At 53.8% G+C, this 20276-nt stretch carries 10 protein-coding genes; 1 reads left to right on the top strand and 9 read right to left on the bottom strand.

The window, feature by feature from the left end; genetic code table 11:
- Positions 1–140: 140 nt before the first annotated feature.
- Entirely contained in the window at positions 141–9728 is a 9588-nt protein-coding gene (locus ACM5QY_RS24890; protein ID WP_416123313.1) for an autotransporter outer membrane beta-barrel domain-containing protein, read from the bottom strand.
- A complete protein-coding gene (locus tag ACM5QY_RS24895) occupies positions 9682–10512 on the bottom strand; it encodes a hypothetical protein (RefSeq protein WP_416123314.1) in 831 nt (276 codons plus the stop codon). The genes ACM5QY_RS24890 and ACM5QY_RS24895 overlap by 47 nt, the downstream gene beginning before the upstream one ends.
- A 532-nt stretch (positions 10513–11044) precedes the next feature.
- Here ACM5QY_RS24895 and ACM5QY_RS24900 point away from each other — a divergent pair.
- Positions 11045–11689, top strand: a complete 645-nt coding sequence (locus ACM5QY_RS24900) for a hypothetical protein (protein ID WP_416123315.1) — start codon at positions 11045–11047, stop codon at positions 11687–11689.
- An 82-nt stretch (positions 11690–11771) separates the two neighbouring features.
- On the opposite strand, the gene ACM5QY_RS24905 is transcribed toward ACM5QY_RS24900, so the two are convergent.
- The 7 genes from ACM5QY_RS24905 to ACM5QY_RS24935 form a co-directional block, all read right to left on the bottom strand.
- On the bottom strand, positions 11772–14165 hold the full coding sequence (locus ACM5QY_RS24905; protein WP_416123316.1) for a glucose/quinate/shikimate family membrane-bound PQQ-dependent dehydrogenase: 2394 nt from the start codon (positions 14163–14165) through the stop codon (positions 11772–11774).
- Between the two features lie 191 nt (positions 14166–14356).
- Positions 14357–16510, bottom strand: a complete 2154-nt coding sequence (pqqU, locus tag ACM5QY_RS24910) for a TonB-dependent receptor PqqU (RefSeq protein WP_416123317.1) — start codon at positions 16508–16510, stop codon at positions 14357–14359.
- An 803-nt stretch (positions 16511–17313) separates the two neighbouring features.
- Entirely contained in the window at positions 17314–17577 is a 264-nt protein-coding gene (locus ACM5QY_RS24915) for a PAAR domain-containing protein (RefSeq protein ID WP_416123318.1), read from the bottom strand.
- A gap of 21 nt (positions 17578–17598) precedes the next feature.
- Positions 17599–17964, bottom strand: coding sequence for a hypothetical protein (locus tag ACM5QY_RS24920; RefSeq protein ID WP_416123319.1), 366 nt, complete (start codon positions 17962–17964; stop codon positions 17599–17601).
- Positions 17965–18091: 127 nt separating this feature from the next.
- Positions 18092–18523 (bottom strand): hypothetical protein, encoded by a 432-nt coding sequence (locus tag ACM5QY_RS24925; protein WP_416123320.1) that lies wholly within the window; start codon positions 18521–18523, stop codon positions 18092–18094.
- 64 nt (positions 18524–18587) lie between these two features.
- On the bottom strand, positions 18588–19097 hold the full coding sequence (locus ACM5QY_RS24930; protein ID WP_416123321.1) for a hypothetical protein: 510 nt from the start codon (positions 19095–19097) through the stop codon (positions 18588–18590).
- On the bottom strand, positions 19066–20274 hold the full coding sequence (locus tag ACM5QY_RS24935) for a hypothetical protein (RefSeq protein ID WP_416123322.1): 1209 nt from the start codon (positions 20272–20274) through the stop codon (positions 19066–19068). Before ACM5QY_RS24935 ends, ACM5QY_RS24930 begins: the two co-directional genes overlap by 32 nt.
- Positions 20275–20276 lie beyond the last annotated feature (2 nt).

Raw genomic sequence — 20276 nt, forward strand, 5'->3', positions numbered from 1 at the left:
CCCAAAGGAAAACTCATGCTGGTTTGCCGTAATTATCCGCAGGTGACAGGCTGCCGGACATCGCGGGACAGAAAACAGCGGGTTACGCCAGATAAAAAAGCCGGGCACTTACGCTCCCGGCTTTTTACATGCTCAGTGGCTTACCACTGGTATTTCACGCCCACCATTCCCTGATAGCCCTGATAATTATTGTCGCCCCAGGTGCTGCTGACTTGTCCCCAGGTCTGCCATTTATCAGTGATGGAACCGGTCACGCCCGCTTTCACTTCATAACGGTTAACGGACGTGGCGTTTTCAAAGCGAACCTGATTGAAGTCCACGCTGTCGGACGCCGGTTGGCCGTTGTACCAGTTCACTTCGACGAACGGCTGAGCGGAGTTCAGTTTCACCGTGTTCTGGCGGCTCAGGCGGACACCCGCGCGGGTTCTGATACCGTCATCGCTGTTGGAATTGATGCGGGTGCCGTTATCTTCCGTATGACCGTCGGTGTCGTAGTGGCTGTAAACCAGCTGCGCCTGAGGCGTTACGACCCAGCGGACTTCATCGGATTGTTTAAAGGCGAAGCCGTAACCGGTTTCGAGAGAGACATCCGTCCCCTGACTGTCGTAAGACTCTTGCGGCAGGCTGTCACCGTTGACGTCATTTTTGTACCAGGCGTGCTGGATCCAGCTGTCGACATACGCGCCACTGACGCGGTCGGCCTGCTGATACCATGTTCCGTAAGCGCCGACACTGTAACCGTTAACCTGACCTTTGGCTTCGTAAGGGCTGTTTTTAACGCTCACGCTGCTGCTCGAATGCCCGTATCCCGCCATCACACCGGCGTTAATCTGGTCACCGTTTGCGCCGTCGAACTGATACAAATCGCTGCCCAGTTGAACCAGCGTGGTATGCGTTCTCTCATCGTACAGACCGCCGTTGCTTTTCTGTTTGGTATAATCGCCGCCCAGACGTACCCAGCCTTTCGCCATGTCAGTGTCCTGACTGCTGCGCGCCGCGCCTGAACGGTCATAAAGCGTGTGCAGGAACATGTTTTGCGCCGCACGCTGGTTCGCCAGATACGCGCCGGGTTCAGGTCGGAAGTTGTTGGAAGACGGCGTTGGCGGCTCCGGTGGTTGCGGTGGCTGTGGTCCGGTATTGCCAGATTGCAGATACCAGTCGCCGTTGGTGCTGTTTTTCACCAGATGGTATTCGTAGGCACCCGCCACCGCACGACCATTAAGGCTGAAGACGCCGTTCGATTGCCCGCCGACATCCACGACCTGGATCCCCGTGCTGGTTTGCGCACCGGTGCCGCCGGCATTTTTCACTGTCACCTGCGTGGTGCCGGAAGTGTCACCGGCGACCACCAGTTTATCGGTCACCGAGTTATCACCGCCGAGCACGGTTTGCAGCGCCAGAACGCCGCCGCCGACGTAATTGCCGCCCACCGATAAAGTGTTCCCGACCGTGCTGCCCGCCAGTTGCAACAGCCCGCTGTTGGTCAGATTCCCGCTGAGATTAAGCACGCTGGCCGCCGCCGAACCGTAAGCGGAAAGGCTGTTGAGCGCAGCCAGTGTACCGCCGTTGGTGACATCGCCGCTGACCGTGCCGTTCCCGGCAAGCGTTGCGCCCGAGGCCACGGTCACCGCACCGGCATTATCCGCACCCAGCTTAGCGCCGGTCTGCGTACCGTCACCGACAATCAGCGTACCGCTTTTCACCGCCGTGGTGCCGGAATATGCGGGTTGATAAACCGTCAGTGTGCCAGCGCCTGTTTTCACCAGCCCGCCGGATCCGGTCACGCCGTTGGTCAGCGTCATATCAGCCGCATTATCAATTTGCAGCAGGCCGTTATCAGTGAGGGTCGCCGTGCCGAGATTCGCTGACTGCGAGGCGATCAGGGTGGCGTCGTTACCGATAGTGAAATTACCGTTAAAGCTGCTGTTATCCGCCGCCAGGCTGATCACTTCACTGCTGGCAAGCCGGACGGAACCAGCACCGAGCAGTGTATTGTTCAGCGCTCCCGCCGCCGTCTGGCCGTTGAAGGTATCAAATGTCAGCAGGTCATCAGCGGCATCCAGGGTGATGCTGCCGGTGCCCAGACCCTGCACATTGTTAAGACGCACTTCTGATCCTCCGGTAATCAGCGTCGTCGCCGAAAGATTCGGGTTCGCGCCGTCAACGGTCAGCACGCTCGGGTCGACAATCAGCTGACCGCTGCCGGTCAGACGCCCGAGTACGGTTCCGCCGTCGGTGTTACCCGCCGTGCGCTGGCTGTCGGTGAGGGTCAGCGTGCCGCCGTTAAGATTCACCACCGTGCCCGCCGCGCTGTTCAGTGCACCGATGCTTTGCGTTTTCCCGTTCAGATCCACCTGACTGGTGCCGAGCACGTCCAGCGATGACGTATTACCCAGCGTGTGATTAAAGCCCAGACGCAGTGTTCCGTTGGTCACTGTGGTGCTGCCGGTGTAATCGTTGCGCGGGTTATTCAGCGTCACGGTATTGACGACATCGACATTCAGACCGCCCGCGCCGGTGATCAGCGCGTGCATTTCGTTGCCGCCGAGCGGCGCGCTGCCATCCTGTATCAGCGAAACCTGCTGACCCGCCAGCAAATCAAGTTTCACCAGCCCCGAATACAGGAACAGGCCGGTTTGGTCACGCAGATTGCTGCCGGTCAGCCCGTAGCCGTAAGTCCCGATCCCAACCACTTTGCCGAGTTGCGTGACATCTGCGGTGGTCGGTGTCAGCGGATTGCCTGCGCCATTGGTCAGCGTCATGTTTGCCGCCGAACCGGTATTGCCCTGCGAGAGGATCAGCGGATCACCGATGATGTCGTCCTGCTGGAGCAACGGTTCACTGGCCGCATTGGACGGATCCGGTAACGTCTCCAGCCCGCTGACCCGCACTTCACCGCCGTTCAGCGCCAGCTGGTTGGTGGTGATTTCGGAGTTTGTCAGCAGGTCGAATTTCGTGGTGCCGCCGCTGAGTGCCAGGTTACCGATATTCTGGATACCGGCTCCCACGGTGATATTGCCGGACTGGTTTTGCAGCGTCGCGTTGGTCAGCGCCAGCGTGTCGCTGCCTGACAAGGCAAACGCACCCTGACCGAGATTCACCAGACCGGCGAAGGTATTGCCGCTGCCCGCGCCAAAGGAGAAGCGATCTGCCGCCGTCGCCATCGCGACATTCAGCGCGCCCTGTCCGGTCAGCGTATTGTCAAACGCAAAGTCGCCACTCAACGCATTCACATTCAGCGTACCGTTAAGCAGCACACTGCCCGCGACGAGGTTTTGCGCGGAGGTCACGGTGGAATCACTGCCGGAGGTCAGATCCCACATACCGTTAAATCCGCTGTTATCACCGCTGATGGTGAGACCGGTGGCTGAAATACGGTTGGTGCCGCTGCCGGTAATGTTGCCGCTAAGCTGATTACCTGCGCCGCTGACGGTCAGTAATCCGTTGTTATCAATCGCGTTGGCGAAATTGCCGCCGGTGAGGTTTAGCGCCAGCGTACCCGGTGCGGCGATGGTCGCCGTGCCGGTGCCTGCGCCCTGCGCATTGGTCAGTGTCAGCGTTCCCGCACTGACCGTCGTGCCACCGTTGTAGGCGTTGGCGCTGCTGATGGAAATATTGCCGGTGCCGGATTTCTCCAGCATCCCGCCACCGATGACCGCATTGGCGAGCGTCCAGTCTGTGCTGCTGTCGAGGATCAGCGAGCCTTCGTTGCTGATGCTGGCGGTGCCCAGATTCTGCGCGGTGCTGGCCGTCAGGATGCTGGCGTTATCCACCGCGAAGCTGCCGCTGAATCCGCTGTTATTACCGGAAAGCACGACATCAGCCCCTTGCAGACGGGTGATGCCGGAGCCCTGTAGCGCGTTCGCCAGCGTGCCGGTTGCGCCGTTGATCTGAAGACCGGTTCCCACGCCGTTCAGGTTGAGATTACCGGTGCCCAGCGCCGCGACATCACTGATCAGCGCCTGTACGTGGTTATTGAGAACCACCGCCGCACTCAGGCCCGCGTTCGCACCGTTTACCGTCAGCGCGCCGCCGTTCACCGTGATGTTCCCCGCACCGGTCAGCGAGCCGTCACTCTGGCCACCGTTGCTCAGGGTCAGATTACCGCCATGTACGTTCAGCGTTGAACCCGCCGCGCCGGTCAGCGTGCCGATCGTCTGCGCTTTTCCGTTGAGGTCAAAACCGGCGGCGCCCTGCAAGATCAGTGCGGACGTCGTGCCCAGCGAGTGATCGTTACCCGCCACCAGCGTGCCGCCGCTGACTGTCGTCGTCCCGGTATAGATGTTGCTGGTGTTCGTCAGGGTAATCGTCTGCGCACCGGATGCGCTGCCGTTGACATCCAGGTTGCCGCTGCCGGTCAGCTGGGCGTTCAGCGCCGCACTGTTGCCGGTTGCCCCGCTGTCCGTTGCCAGATGCAACGTCTGGCCATTGAGCAGATCCAGCCCTTTCAGGCCGTAGCCAAGGTACAGCCCGTCGTTGTTGCTGCCAGTCGTGAGCATGAAATCGTAACTGGCGTTCGCCACCGTGGTGCCGCTTTCAGTAATGGCCAGTGTCTGCGGATTATTAACCGTCTGACCGGTGCTGTCGGTCAGCGCCAGCGAAGAGGCATCGCCGGTGACGGTCCCGCTGGCGGCGATCAGCTGAGACTGGATCTCGCCGTCGTCCTGTGCCAGCAGGTTCAGCCCCGGCGAGGTGACCGGGTTCGGGATCCCGTTAGTTTCCGGGACATCCACCTGAACCGTCCCGCTGCCGAGCGTCAGATCTGTCACGTTCACTTTGCCCGCAGGCGTTTGTGGCGGAGTTTGTCCGCTCCACGCCATCGTGCCGCCGTTCAGGTTTAAGTTGCCGATGTTCTGATCCGCCGCCGCCACGGTGGTGGTGTTACCGCCATCGAGTTTCAGCGTCGCGTTAGTCAGCGCCGCGGTGTTATCACCGGAAAGCGCAAACTGCCCCTGACCGAGTTCGACGGTGCCGGTGAACGCATTACCGGCCGCCGAGCTGAAAGCAAAGCTGTCGGTAGCTGCCGCCAGATTCGCTTTCAGCGTGCCGCTTCCGCTCAGCGCGTTGGTAAAGGTGTAACTGCCGCTGGCTGGCGCATCAATCTGTAACGTCCCCGGTGCGGCAATAGCGACTGCGCCGGTGCTCAGCGTGCCGCTGTCGGTCAGACGCAGATTGCCCAGCACGTTGGTGCCGCCGGTATAGGTGTTCACACCGGTTAAGGTCGCGGTGCCAAAACCGAGGGCATCCACCCTGCCGCTACCGCTGATGACGCCGTCGTAAGTAAAATCGTTGCTGCGAACAAACGCCAGAATGCCGTTATTGGTGATATCGCCGACCACGCTACCGGTGGCGGTGTTACGCCCAAAGGAGAACGTCGCCCCGCTGGTGATCGTCGTACCGCCGGTGTAGGTATTATCAGAGGTGACATCGATAATACCTTTGGTGGTCAGCTGACCTGCGCCGTCGATCAATCCGCTCAGGTTAATCCCCGCCGTACCGATGACAGTTCCGCCGCCGCTGCCGAGCGAAATGTTATTGGCCAGTTCGCCGGTCGCTGCTACATCAAGAGTGGAATTGTTATTGAGGGTGACGACGCTGGTGGCAGGGCCGAGCGCGGTGAGAGAAGATGCTCTTATCTCACCCGCGTTGATGACAGTTCCGCCTTCGAAACTGTTATTGCCGGAGAGTGTCAGTTTTCCGGTGCCCTCTTTCACCAGCCCGCCGCTGCCGCTGATTACCCCGTTGAGCGCGAGGTCAGTGTTATTTTCCATCGTCAGGGTGGCCGTGCCCAGCGAGACGTTCCCACCACCGCCAATATTTTGTACCTGCTGATTGAAGTTGTTCAGGTCAAACGTCGCCCCCAACCCGACCAGCATAGAGCCGCTTTGTGCGAAGGCATTCTCAATGCCGGTTTGCAGCGTACCGCCCAGAAGACGGGTCGGGCCGGTGTAGGTATTCACCGCCGAGAGCGTCAGGGTTCCGGTACCAAGCTTGGTCAGCGTGGTGCCGTCCCAGGCGGTGCCGTTGGCTGTCTGATCGGCCAGCACCACATCGACGTCAAAGGCATTCGTGCCGGTCAGGGTGAACGTCCCTGATGAAGCAGGCGCAACCGCGTTCCACGCCAGAATGCTGCCGACGCTGTAATCCTTGCCGTCGGCGGATTTTTTCGCATCGTTAACGATGTAATCGGCACTGCCCGCACCCACGCCTTCCACGGCGCTGAAATCACCGGTAATGCCGTTAGTGGTATGGATAACCACGGTACGTGCGCCGTCGAGGTCACTGGCTTTCGCCACCGGTCCGCTGGTGTAACCCGAGATATTCAGTGCGGAACCGGCGGGATCCAGCGTCGCATCGGCGGCAGTCACCAGCGGGGCGGTGCCGCCTAAAGTCACATCCAGCGTGCCGTCTATGACCGTGCTGCCGCTGGTGGAGACCGGTGAACTGGCATCCAGCTTCGCCGTTGCGCCTGCGTCTACATTGAGGCTGGCGGCGTTAAACATGCCGGTTTGCGCCAGATGTAAGGTGCCTGCATTGATGTTCACCGCGCCCACCTGGTTGCCCGTACCGGAAAGCGTCAGCACGCCGGATCCGGTTTTGGTCAGGCCGCCGGTGCCGGTGACCGGCCCGCTGAAGGTGGTATCGTTGTTGTTCTGCGCCGTCAGGGTGCCGGTTCCCAGCGTGATAATCCCTGCACCGCTTAAGTCCTGGAGCAGCTGGTCAAAGTTATTCAGTGCCAGTGTCGCGCCTGACGCTACCGTGACACCGTCACTGTCTGCAATCGCGTTATTCACGCCGGTGGTGAGTGTCCCGGCCTGAACATTTGTTCCACCGGTATAGGTGTTAGCGGCAGACAATGTGAGATTGCCCGCACCCAGTTTGGTGAGCGAGGTGCCGTCCCAGCCGGTGGCGCTGGCGGCCTGATTGTTCAGCGCCACATCGACATCAAACGCATCGCCGGTGCTGGTCAGGGTGAAATCACCGGAAGACAGCACCGGCCCGGCATTCCAGGTCAGACCGCTGCCCACACTGTAATTTTTGCCGTCAGCGGATTTGTGCGCGTCGTTGGAGATGTAATCCACACCGCTGGCCGTGATGCCCGTGACCGTCGCAAAATCACCGGTAATGCCGTTGGTTGTCTGGATGATCACGCTGCGTGCGGCATCAAGATCGCTGGCTTTGGTGGCGATGACCGGCGTAAAGCCGCTGACATTGAGCGCGGAACTGCCGCCGAGCGTGGCATCAGCGGCGGTGATCATTGGCGTACTGCCGCCAAGCGTGACATCCAGCGTGCCGTTGACCGTCGAGGTGCCCGCCGTGACGATTTTCGCCGTGCTGTCGATTTGCGCCGTCGCCCCGCTGTCGACCAGCAAACTGGCGGCGCTGAAGGTACCGGTTTGGGTAAGATGTAAAATCCCGGCGGCTATTTCAGCGGCACCCACCGAATTACCTGCATTCGAAAGCACGAGCGTGCCACTGCCGGTTTTGGTCAATCCACCGGTTCCGGTGATCGTGCCATCGAAAGCGGTGTCGTTGTTGTTTTGCGCCGTCAGGGTTCCGGTGCCCAACGTAATGGCACCGGCTCCGGCCAGATCCTGCGCCGTCTGGCTGAAATTATTGAGATTCAGCGTTGCCCCCGTCGCCACGTTAACCGCCGAACTGGTGGCAAACGCACCGGTAATACCGGCGGTCAGCGTCCCCGCCTGCACGTTTGTGCTGCTCGTGTAGGTATTAACTTTGGACAGCGTCAGATTACCGGCGCCTTTTTTGGTCAGCGACTGACCGTCCCACGTTGCGCCGTTGGCCGTTACGTCCGCCAGTGCCACGTCGACGTTAAACGCATCGCCCGCATTGGTCAGCGTGAAATCGCCGGTGGCCTGCGGAGTGCCGGATGTCCAGGCCAGTTCGCTGCCTACGCTGTAGCTGTTGCCGTCGGCAGAAAGTTTGGCGTCGTTAAAATAGTAATCGACACCGCTGGCGGGCAAGCCGGTCACCGTATTGAAATCACCGGTGATCCCGCCGGTGGTCTGGATAACAACCGTGCGGGCAGCGGACAGATCGCTGGCTTTGGTGGCCGCAGCCGGGTTAAAACCGGTGATATCCAGTGCAGAACCACTGCCTAACGTTGCCGTGGCTGCCGTAATTTTTGGTGTGCTGCCGCCCAGCGCAACGTTCAGCGTGCCTTCGATATCCGCATTACCTGTCGCGGCGATTTTCGCGTCACTGTCGAGCTGCACAGTTGCGCCGGAGCTCACCAGCAGGCTGGCGGCATTGAATGTCCCGTTCTGACTAAAATGCAGATTCCCGGCACTGACCGTCGTCGCCCCGACCGAGTTGGTGGTGCCGGAGAGGATAAACTCGCCGGTGCCGGTTTTGGTCAGACCGCCGGTGCCGGTAAGTTTGCCGCCAAATGTGCTGCCCGTGTTGCTTTGTACCGTCAGGTTTCCAGAGCCTATCGTCACGCTACCGACACCGGTAAGATCCCGCACCCGCTGATTCAGGTTTTTCAGCACCAGCGTACTGCCAATGTCTAATTCCACCGAGGAACTGGTCGCAATCGCGTTTTCAACGCCGAGGTCAAGCGCCCCGCTGGTGACTTTCGTGCTGCCAGTATAGGTATTCACGCCATTGAGATTGAGTGTACTGGTGCTGTATTTCACCAGATTCCCCGCTCCGCCAATCACACCGCTTGATGTGCCGCTACCCAATTGCAAAGTCGTATCTGCATCGGTGATATTCACGATACTGTTGGTGCTGCTACTTAATCCATTGATAATGTGCGTGTTCGCGCCGTTGAAGTTCAACGTCTGCGCACCCGTGATAGCCCAGGTCGCCTGACCGAGTACAGTATTCACATCCACGGTGTAGGCATCACCGTTGAGGCTTACCGTGCCGGTGTAGTCATTCGCTGCACCATTGAACGCCAGTTTCAGCGAACCGCCGGTATTGTTCTCCGACATATTGACGCTGAACGTGCCGGTCCCCGTCAGGTCACCGTTCATCGCCAGCGAGTGAGCGCCGCTGTCAGCGACATAATTCAGTGAGCTTGAATTACTGGCGGCCACATCGCCGTTGAAGACCAGGTTCGCCGCAGCAAATTGCTCAAAATCAAGGGTTGAGTTACTCAGGAATATTGGCGCAGTAAGACTGTCGAAATTGTAGGATACCGCGCCCGCAAGTGGCCCGGCCTGCGTGCCCTTCAGCAACAATGTTGCGGTATCCAGCGTCAGGCTGTTCGCCGACAAATAATAATCGGTAAACGTGGAGGCATCGCCCAGTTGCAGGGTCGCGCCGTTGGTCACGCTGACCGGGCCACTGCCGAGCGAGTTAGTGCCACCCATTCCGTTGAGTGTGCCGTTAATCACCTGCGTGCCGCCGCTCCAGGTGCCATTTCCCGCCAGATTAATGACCCCGGCACCAGCCTGAATCACGCTGCCCGAACCGCTGATGTTACCCAAAAAGGTATCATCATCGGCACGGTTAAACGTCAGCGAGCCGTTGTTAATCACGTTGTCATTCAGGGAACCGGTGGTCCCCCCGCCGCCGATCAGCATTGAAGTCCCGGCATCAAGTGTGGTACTGCCCGTGCCGGTGTTACTTAATGCGCCGGTGACAATAACATTGCCGTTTTTGAGATGGATTGCCCCCAATACCGGCATCGCTTGTGTGATATTCCAGGTTTTACCCGCGGCATCGATATTCAGGAAATTGATCGAGCGACTGTTCACATAATTTCCAAACGTGCCCGTGTCCGCCGTCCCCCAACAGATTGAGAGTATTATTGGTTTTTCCGACATCCAGTTGCACATCACCGGAAATGACTGAACTGGTATTGAGATTAATCGTATTATTGTCGCCAAATAACCGTATCGCCACCCCTCCGCCGCTGCCGTCATCAGAGGTGATCGTGCCCGCATTATTAATCGTCGCGCCGGATGCAGAAGTTGTTGTTTCTATAACGGTATGACCGCCTGATATTATCGCCCCTGCGTTATTTGTCAGGGTAAATCCGTTGCCCATATTACCTAAACTGAGAAGGTTTGAACTGGTAAGACCATTGATAACTCCGTTGTTAATAACGTTAGACCCACTGCCGCCGCCAAAGTTGATGCCGTACCCACCGGAGATCGTGCCATTGTTGGTCAGGGTATTATTGTTGCCTCCGGCAAAATTGAACCCGGCAGACGTGCTGCCCCCGGTCACCGTGACGCCGCTGTTTACCGTGAAAGCGCTGCCCGTCACAGTAGCATCGGCATTAATTCCATCACCCGGCGCGGTGATGCCGCCCGTTACTGTAAAATCTGTCCCCTGCGTACCGGTCACCGTGCAGGTCGTCGTGCCACCGTCACAGCCTGCATCCGGCGACGGCAAATCGACGGCGTAAACACTGGGCATTCCGAACGTGGAAGACATAAATATGATCTTCAGGGCGATGTACAATTTGTTTAAGGAATAATCTTTTAGCTCACGTTTTCTCTTGTTGGATATATTGCCATTTTGTGTGCTTAGCATATTTCTCTCGCCCTGTATAATTTCAGTGGTTATCCATGAGGTGGTATTTTTTCACGTGATAAAATATATCCCCACACGGGCAGGCCATGTGCGGATTTCATTGGCAACAACTCATATGCCGGAACGTATGCTGGAAGGTGACTTAAATGAATGTCAGAGAATATTCTTTGGTAATTTGCCTTAAAAGTTATAGCTAAAGGCTGAAAAATTGCCAGTATAAAATACTCATACTGTTAAGTTATCGGGGATAAATAGATATAAAAAATATAATTGAAAATGAAATGATTTTTATGGATTAAATTTATCATTATAAGACTTATAAAAAACTTATATAAATCTGACACAAAACTGTGCCTTTCCGGCTCTCAGCCTGATTCAGGCTGCCGCCGATTTTCGCTGCCTGTTTCGGTGAGATAGTCCCCCTCAGGGCGATAAAATCACTTTCTTTGGACTATACTTTTTCCGCTCACGTTACTCCCCACGCACACGCGGGGTCCAGGGACGTTCATAATATGATTACTCAAGGATTTTTATGCCCCGCCTCTCTGTAATGATTTCTTTGCCTGCTCTGACAGCGTCTGTTTTTCTGCTGACCGGATGTCCTCCGCCACCGGATTTAACGCAATGGCAGCGCCCTCATACCTCAATCGATGAAACCCGCGTCGCGATGGGGCAATGCGGCGTGCCGCTGCCGGGGCCTGAACCGGATTTTACCGATAACGAAACCGTTCTTTATTACCAGTGCATGGAAGGCAAGGGATTTACGTTTAAGCATGATTTTCATATTTGCGATGTGAACAAAAACACGCCCGCCTGCGTGGCTAAACAGCAGGGCCGTCCGGTGAGCCAGAAGCAACTCGAAGCGCTGCCTTTTGTCGCTGATGGGGGTTTCTACTATATCAAACCGGGTTCGGGCGTAGATGAATCCCAGTTCATCCGCTGGCGTAAGGCCGGGGCTTCACTGCATTTTTCCCATGCCGTTGAGAACAATAAGCTCGCGTTACAGACGATGTATGAGTGTGGCTACCCGAATCCGCTGGGCTCAGTGTCTTTTCTTCCGACCGTCCTGAAGGCCGCACAAATTCAGCAATGTATGCTCGATAAAGGCTTCGAGCCCAAAGATAAACTCATTCTGGTTTGCCGTAACTACCCGCAGGTGACGGGCTGCCGGACATAGCGAATAAAGAGCGATATTTCGGGTACAAAAAAGGCCGCTTTCGCGGCCTTTCCATTATCTTCACACTTTCTTCAAACGCGGATTATTTCGCGTCTGGCAGTGCGTAAGCGATGATGTAATCGCCCAGTTTGGTGCCGAACGAACCGTGACCACCGGCTGCGATAACAACGTACTGTTTGCCATTCACAGAGTACGTCATTGGGGTGGCCTGGCCGCCTGCGGGCAGACGGGCTTCCCACAGTTTGTCACCGTTGCTCATGTTGAACGCGCGCAGGTAGTTGTCTGCGGTTGCTGCGATGAAGAACACGTTACCGGCTGTGGAAATCGGTGCGCCCAGCATTGGCATACCCATTTTGAACGGCAGCGGAAGCGGTGAGCTGTCGCGCACGGTGCCGATACGTTTTTTCCACACGATGTCGTTGGTTTTCAGGTCAACGCCGGAAATGTAACCCCATGAAGGCTGTTTACATGGGAAGCCCAGCGGAGACAGGAACGCGTTCAGGGTAACCGCGTAAGGCACGCCGTACTGATGCTGGATACCCGACTCAGAACCGGAACCGCCTTTATCGTTGGCATCTGGCTCGATTGGGTTGCCAGGGCCACGTGGGATCAGTTTCGACACGAACGGCAGCGCGATCGGGTTAGCGATAGCCACCTGACGGTCGGTATCCACAGAAATACCGCCCCACTCGAACATCCCCAGGTTACCCGGGAATACCAGCGTGCCCTGCTCGGAAGGCGGCGTAAACGTCCCTTCGTAACGCAGTTTGTGGAAGATCACACGACACATCAGCTGGTCGTAAATCGTCGCGCCCCACATGTCCTTGCCGGTCAGTTTGGCTTCCGGACGGAAGGTCAGTTTGGAGAATGGCTGAGTCGGAGACACGTGGTCGCCTTTCGCCGCACCCTGCGGAACCGGTTTCTCAGGCGCATCAACAATCAGCTTACCGTCACGGCGATCCAGCACGAAGATGTTACCGGTTTTGGTCGGCACATAAATCGCAGGCACTTTGTTGCCGCTCTTGTCGGTGATATCAGCCAGCGTTGGCTGCGCCGGAACGTCCATATCCCACAAGTCGTGGTGAACGGTCTGGTAGAACCAGGCCAGTTTACCGGTGGACGCGTTCAGCGCCAGCAGGCCGCTCGCGAAACGTTCCATATTTGGCGTACGGTTGCCGCCCCAGATGTCAGGTGTCGCTACGCCAATTGGCAGATAAACCAGATCCAGTTTGTCGTCATATGACGCCGGAGCCCATGAGTTCGGGGAGTTCGCCACGAAGTGCTCGCCATCAGCAGGCAGCTTGTTCGGGTCAGACGCGCCCGGATCGAAGGCCCACAACAGTTTACCGGTCTCAACGTCAAAGCCACGGATCACGCCGGAAGGTTCGCGGGTTGAGAAGTTATCGGTTACCGCACCGGCAACAATGATCACAGATTTGGTGATGATTGGCGGTGAAGTCGGTTCGTAGTGGCCCGGAACCGCGTTAGGCATGTTGCTTTGCAGGTTCAGCTCACCGTTGTTACCGAATGCCGGGCAACGTGCGCCGGTTTCAGCGTCCAGTGCAAACAGACGGCCATCGTTGACAGGCAGAATGATACGACGTGAACAAACAGCAGGGGCTGCGCCGTTCGTTTCGGTGCCTTGCGCGGCTGGCGTGGCCTCATGATAAGACACACCACGGCAGGTCACGTGCTGGAAAGTCGGGTTAGGCTTGAGCTGCGGATCAAACTTCCACTTCTCTTTACCGGTCGCGGCATCCAGAGCAAACAGTTTCTGGTGCGGCGTACACAGGTAAAGCATGTCGCCGATTTTGATTGGCGTCACTTCATCCGTGATTTCACCCGGATCGTTCGCTGTTTTCAGGTCGCCGGTACGGAAAGTCCAGGCCACATCCAGCTTGCTGACGTTCTGGTCGTTGATCTGGCTCAGCGGCGAGTAACGGGTACCGCCCTGAGTACGGCCATAGGCAGGCCAGTCACCGTCAGGAATACCGGAATCCGATTTTGCAGGCGCAGAATCTGCCGCTTTAATCGTACCGTTGATGACCTGCGGGTCGTTGAAAATGGAGTAGCCCAGAACGATCACCGTGAACACCAGCGACAGCGCCAGTGCGCCACGCGCGAAAGCGTTCTTCGCAGTCATCTGGTTATAAACGACGGGCAGCAGGATCCACAGGCCGAGGAAGAAGGTCACGTCCAGACGCGGTGTCAGCGCCCAGAAGTCAGTACCCACTTCCCATACAGCCCAGAGGGTGGTGCCGAACAGGAACACGGCGTAAAGCAGTAATGCAGAAGAGCGACGGCGGAACAGCAGCCACGCGGTGACCAGCGAAATCACACCGGCAATAATGTAATAAAGAGACCCCCCTAATTTCGCCAGCCAGATACCGCCGGCTAAAAGATAAATCCCGCTTAACGCGGCGAACAAAGCGGTAATTATGACGACGATGCGTGATAACGAGGCTTTCGTTTCCATAGTTGATGACCTTACAGATTTTTATAATCGTCGATTCAGGTGCGCTGAATCTTCAAGAACACCCGGTTTACACGGGCGTCATGCCTTGCGAATGCTGCCAGCGTAAATACGTGCAGGCGTCTGGCAGCGTCGCGGGGTACTTTTCTACTGAATTAAAACGGACTTCTGTGACTGACTGAAAAACGTAAAACTTATTCGAAGCTATAAGAGAGCGTAGCTCCGCCACCGTAGTTCCTGCCAGGTGCTGGCTCGAAATAGCGGCCATTGCCTTCATTGACGATCACGGAACCGACATAATTTTTGTCGAACAGGTTGTCGACGCGGGTGAACAGGTCGAGCGTCACTTTGCTCCAGTTGAAGCGGTAACCTGCGTTCACGCTGGCGACGGTATAGGCCGGGGCCTGCTCGCTGTTTTCATCGTTGACTTCGATGTCGCTCATGTAACGAACATCTGCGCCCGCGTGCCAGCCGTCAACCGGTGCCCATTCCAGCGAGGCATAACCCATGTTGCGGGCGATCCCCGGCAGACGGTTACCCGCTGGCGTACAGTCGCCCGCACCGCAGGTTTCGTTGCGGAATGTTGCATCGAGTAACGTCCAGGCCATTTTCACGCGCCAGTTCTCTTCGAACTGCTGATCCAGCGACAGCTCAAGCCCGCGACGACGGGTTTTCCCGGCGTTCATGTAGCTCGAACGGCCGCCGACGCTTTCGGCAACAATCAGCTCGTCATCGGTATCGGTCTGGAACACGGCGGCGGTCACTAACCCGTTGCCCACGCGCCATTTGCTGCCAACTTCAACCGTGGTGCTGGTCGACGGTTGCAGATCCAGGTTCAGACCTGACTGGCCGTCAGTGCGGTAAGAAAGCTCGTTAATGGTCGGCGTTTCAAAACCACGTCCCGCAGACACATAAGTGTTCAGCGTCGGCGTGACCGCGAAGTTCAGGGACGCCATCGGCAACAGTTTATGGTAACGGCGTGAACCGCTGTCATCCGGGTTGCTGCCGGTGATGTAGTAATCCGTTGAATCGAAATTGACGGTGCTGTAGCGCGCGCCAACATCCAGCGTCCAGCGCGGCGTCAGGTTCCATGTAGTTTGCAGATACGGATCAAGGTTCCACATCACGTTCTTTTCGTTACGGCGTTCATTGCCCTTCACGCCAAGATCGCCATCAGAATCAAAGTTCTCATACCCGAAACGGCGCTCGGTCATGGTTTCATAATCCAGGCCACCGGTGACGGAGAACGGCACAGAACCGATCTGATCGTCGTGTTTCCAGCGGGTATCCACACCGGAATATTTACGCTCCAGCACAATCACACCACCAGCGTTCAGCGGGTTTTTCTGCGACGCGGCAGGAATGGTTTGGTATTGCGTCGTGTGGCGCTCGCCGTGATACGTCATCAGACTGAACTCGTCGTTCTCGCCCATCTGACGCTGGTAGCGCAGGCCGACTTGCGTCTGATCCAGCGATTTACGCGCATTGTACTGATCGGCACGTGTCGCCTGTTTCGGGTTGTCATGCCATTCGGATTCGGTCAGACCGCCCGGATCGTTCGCATCCACGGACACGCTGTTAAACATCAGCGTCAGGGTGCTGGCGTCATCGATACGCACGCCCAGTTTGCCGTTACCGAGATTTTTCTGCGTACCGCTGTGGTCGCGGTAACCGTCGGTGGTGAAACGCGAACCGGAAATCAGGTAATTCACATCGCCCGCGTGCGTACCGTCGCCGGTTGCGCCGCTGGCTTTTACGCTGTTACGGAAAGAACCGTAACTGCCGAAATAGGTACCAGCTTCAAGTTTGGCGGGCTGCGAACCGGTTTGCGTATCCACGTTCACCACGCCGCCGGATGAGTTGCCGTACAGCGCCGAATACGGGCCACGCAGCACTTCAACGCGGTCGACCGAGTTCAGATCGATATTGGAAGTCTGCCCCTGCCCGTCTGGCATGGTGGCCGGAATACCATCAACATAAATACGCACGCCGCGCACGCCATACATGGAACGGCTGCCGAACCCGCGAACGGAAAGCTGTAAATCCTGCGCATAGTTCTGACGGTTCTGCACCTGTAAACCCGGCACGCTGCCCAGACTTTCCGACAGGTTAACCTGCGCTTTGCTGTTTCTGAAATCGTCGCCATCAATCACGCTGACTGCAGCAGGCGTGTCCAGCTCGGATACTCCGCCGGTGCTTTCACGTTTGATAACCATCAGCGAGGAAGAATCTGACGTATCATCGGAATCTTTCGCCGAGGTGCCCGACGCTGACTGTGCGTAACTGACTGAAACTGGGTTCAAAACTGATAGAAACGTGATGATAAAAGCAGAAGTTTTGGCGTTCACTTTATGAGTTCTTTTGTTTTACGTTAAAAGGTTGAGTCAAAAAAGACGACGCACATCTCAATTTTAGACATTAGAAGTAGACACAAATCGACCAATCTGATTGAGAGCGGTGAAGAGCGTCACTATAGTTTTTTTCTTCCTGTTAGTACATACGCAACTTTACAAATATAACTTTTTAACAAAATACCGCACGCAGAGTACATTTGGGGGTCAATTTCATTTTAAATCTCCGCGCAAAACCTGCGTGTATATACAACCTGTGGCTTTTTTTCTCCCATATGAAATAAACGACTTGTTTCACTTGAAAATTAACCTGAGAACATCAGGGTTATTCATTATGTTAGATGGAAGCGATTACAGTAAATTTAACGCATTGATTTTTAATAATTTTATAAAAACAGTAAATTACAAATAAACGCAATTCATAACGCACAAAAATCACAATATCAGTCGGAATATCCTGTTTCGCATTCCTCATAAAATTCCGCTTACTGAATGAATGTAGACCACTATTTGCACAACCGGGAATAAGTCGCGGCTTTTTTATACGCACAGTGTTCCGATATAGGGCACCGCCCTGCCTTTACAAAACAAATAGAACCGGATGGCTGGTGACGCGCGGATTTGGGCAGGGAAAGCGTTTTCACAGAAGTCATACCATGTGCTTACGTTTAGCTTCAACATGACGGGTAACCGACACAGCCGCGTTCGGTTCCCAGGCAGCGTTAGGCTCGATGAAGTAGAGATTCAGCTTCAGGATTGGTGATGCAGAGAAGTGTCTTCTCTTAGGGGTACTTTATTGATCAGACAGTGAAAATTCTCTGAGAAGCGATCAGTTGAGCGCCGCAAACGGTTTTCATCCCCTCCACAGCTAATGCCAATCCATTAACTGTAATTTGAGGCGTACCTTCCGTAATGGGAAAAGTTCCTTTACACATCGGGCATGAGACCCGATGCCCAACGCCTGCAACGGGTATATTTGAACACGTTACCTGTTCAAACCCTTCTGTTACTGTTCCACCGTGCGTGGTTTTATCGCCTTTAAGTATTACGGCCAGATTAGGCATCGTGATCGACTCCAAAGAGGGTTAAAGACATGTTGTGGTTATTTTTGTGGGTGTGGATGTGGGTGTGATTTTTTCCACATCAAGAACTGAATCTTTACCCAGTATAATTACTGTGATGGTCTTTATAAAATGTTGACCTGAACATGAAGTGCCAGGGGTTGAACCTTCAACGGTTAGCTGTGAGATCCCCTCATGCTGAGGTGTTCCCTTTATTTCGAATATCCCTCTTGAGATTCCACCATCTTTAGTAGGGTGTAATACATTCAAATTCAGACCGTCATCTAATTTATTATCATTAAATTTTATTTCGTAAACAACGAAAAGGGTTTCTATTTTCAAATAATATGGCTCTCCCACTTTGGTAATTAGATAATTATCATACTTCAACTCCAGATCTGGGGTCTTCCAGCAACAACCATTTAAGAAAAGCAAAATCAATAAACACGTAAAAGACCTCATATAATTATTGATGAAAGCTAAAAGGATTTTATTAATTGCATGTATACTCCTTTTGCTAAAGGCATTTTATAACCACCGGTTCATTTCTCAATAGGATTACAGTTTGGACTTCCGATTTTAATTCAGGATCTATCATCACCAGTTTGAGCTTTTTTCTAAACTGTAAACCGGAACACTGAGTACCAGGCGTTGAGCCTTCCACTTCAAAAGATATAATCCCAACCTTATTTGGCACCCCTGTTATTTCAATGAATCCGTACATCGAACTATCAACATACGCCCGTATATTCATACCGCTATCTGAAAATCCTTCTACATTTATAACGTCCAGTCTCCTGACTGGTGAACCCTTCGTAATAATCCTAACATGATAGGGGTTTCCAACTCTCGCTACAGGAGGTTTTTGTGGATATAAGTCAACATGTCTTTCTTCCAGAGAGCAGCATCCAGTAATTAAAAAAATCAAAGCAAGATAATTTGACTTCATGACCGTCTCTTTTAGGTTGATTTCAAATACCATTCATCTACAATTTATAAAAAAGCATTCATATTTAAATAACCCTACCCAAACATTTAGTCATTGCATTATGATTATCAGAGTCACGGAGGCTTAACTTTAGCGACTCATTATCTGACTTAATAACTGATATTCTGTATGTCTTCGAAAACTGCAAACCAGGACATTGTGTCCCGACGGTTGAGCCAACAATATGTATATCAAAAGACTTCAACGCCAGAGGAATACCCGAAATTTCAATGACACCTCGACTTTCTGAATTATCCTCTCTGGGAGAAATTAACTTTATTTTCAAACCGTCCTCAATGTATTCATTTAAGTAAACCCCATCATTAACGAAACTCATCCATGTTACAGGAAAACCATTGGTGTATATCGTTGCATAAAACGCCTCCCCTGCTACCGCCTGAGGGAGCTTCTCAGGTAAAAATCCTATATGCTTATTGTCAATAACTGAGCAACATCCAGAAATAGCAATAATGAAAAAAATAAAAAAATTTCTCATCCTATCCTCACGGTATTTTTTTAAAAACAACACATCCATAAACATATGTTCTGTACTTACCAAACGACATGGGACCACTTAACCTAAATTTACTTAATTCTTTAGACTCCCCCCATGAAAACAACTTAGCATCAACTAGCTCACTATCGCTCGTTTCGCTACTTACCAATAAATTAGATTCATATAAACTCAGTTTTTCTTCAAGAACAATCCAGTGTGAAGGATATCCACTCTCACCACCACTAAGTAAACCATCATTAACGAGTACAGCTACATGGTTAGTTGGCTCAACCAATTTATTTAATTCTAATACTTTATTTTTTGACCAAGACGTCAGCGTCATCTCATGGAAAATTATTTCTGCGCCAACCGCTGAAACCCATTTTATTATACCTTCAGGCAACGTGATCCCGCTAACCGTATCATCCGGAGAATTATATTTCATAAAAATATTTTCATTGTCCCTCAGACTTGCCAATGATATCCAGTCAATCGCTGGCAAACGTGTGCTTGCATCGGGCCTGGTGTAATTTACTGGATGGCAACACCCTTCAGAAGGTATTACTTTAAGACTGCCCAGAATACCTATTCCATCATTCCATAAGTCCTTTATGAATTGACTGTAGACATCAGGCCGATCCTTTAAAAGGGAAAATAAGAACGCTGCAGGCCCACATAAACTTGCGTCACGTTGGTCAGGAAATTGAAATCGCATGTATTCTGATGCTAATGCCCGATACTCCAACCTCGCCCGTAACTGCCGTTCTATTTTACTCTTCTCAAAAGGATCGTTGGGATGCCCGACGGGGAACTGCGAATCAATAAAAATTCGGTGATTGGATATTGTGCAAATTTTATCGAATGCCGGGTTCTTTGTTGTTTCTGCAGAACTAAACTTTTTATTAAACACTGTCCAGTTGTTCGTGGTACTGGCATCCGGGAATGAATTAATCAGAATATTTTTATCCGTGCATAATCCCTGACAAAAAATATCGCAATACACCAGGGGTTTCTCAGTAGGTGCATTTACAAACGTCATGTGATGATGTGCAGAATGGCCGTCCTGCGTGAAAGCAGTCTCTGGTTCAGAATGTAAAATATCCTGCTCGCCAGAAGCCTCACGAAGGCTCATCACATAAGTATATTTTGTGAAATCTATTGTAACGCAAGCATCCTGATTCAGGGCTTTTAGGGTGAAATACGCATTAACGTCCATGA

The organism is Rahnella sp. PCH160 (assembly GCF_047784855.1).
Taxonomy (GTDB): domain Bacteria; phylum Pseudomonadota; class Gammaproteobacteria; order Enterobacterales; family Enterobacteriaceae; genus Rahnella.

What these genes read in the sequence shown, in the direction of transcription:
- ACM5QY_RS24895 (WP_416123314.1), bottom strand. Translation starts at nt 10,512, where the DNA reads ATGCTAAGCACACAAAATGGCAATATATCCAACAAGAGAAAACGTGAG.
- ACM5QY_RS24900 (WP_416123315.1), top strand. Translation starts at nt 11,045, where the DNA reads ATGCCCCGCCTCTCTGTAATGATTTCTTTGCCTGCTCTGACAGCGTCT.
- ACM5QY_RS24905 (WP_416123316.1), bottom strand. Translation starts at nt 14,165, where the DNA reads ATGGAAACGAAAGCCTCGTTATCACGCATCGTCGTCATAATTACCGCT.
- ACM5QY_RS24915 (WP_416123318.1), bottom strand. Translation starts at nt 17,577, where the DNA reads ATGCCTAATCTGGCCGTAATACTTAAAGGCGATAAAACCACGCACGGT.
- ACM5QY_RS24925 (WP_416123320.1), bottom strand. Translation starts at nt 18,523, where the DNA reads ATGAAGTCAAATTATCTTGCTTTGATTTTTTTAATTACTGGATGCTGC.
- ACM5QY_RS24930 (WP_416123321.1), bottom strand. Translation starts at nt 19,097, where the DNA reads ATGGATGTGTTGTTTTTAAAAAAATACCGTGAGGATAGGATGAGAAAT.
- ACM5QY_RS24935 (WP_416123322.1), bottom strand. Translation starts at nt 20,274, where the DNA reads ATGGACGTTAATGCGTATTTCACCCTAAAAGCCCTGAATCAGGATGCT.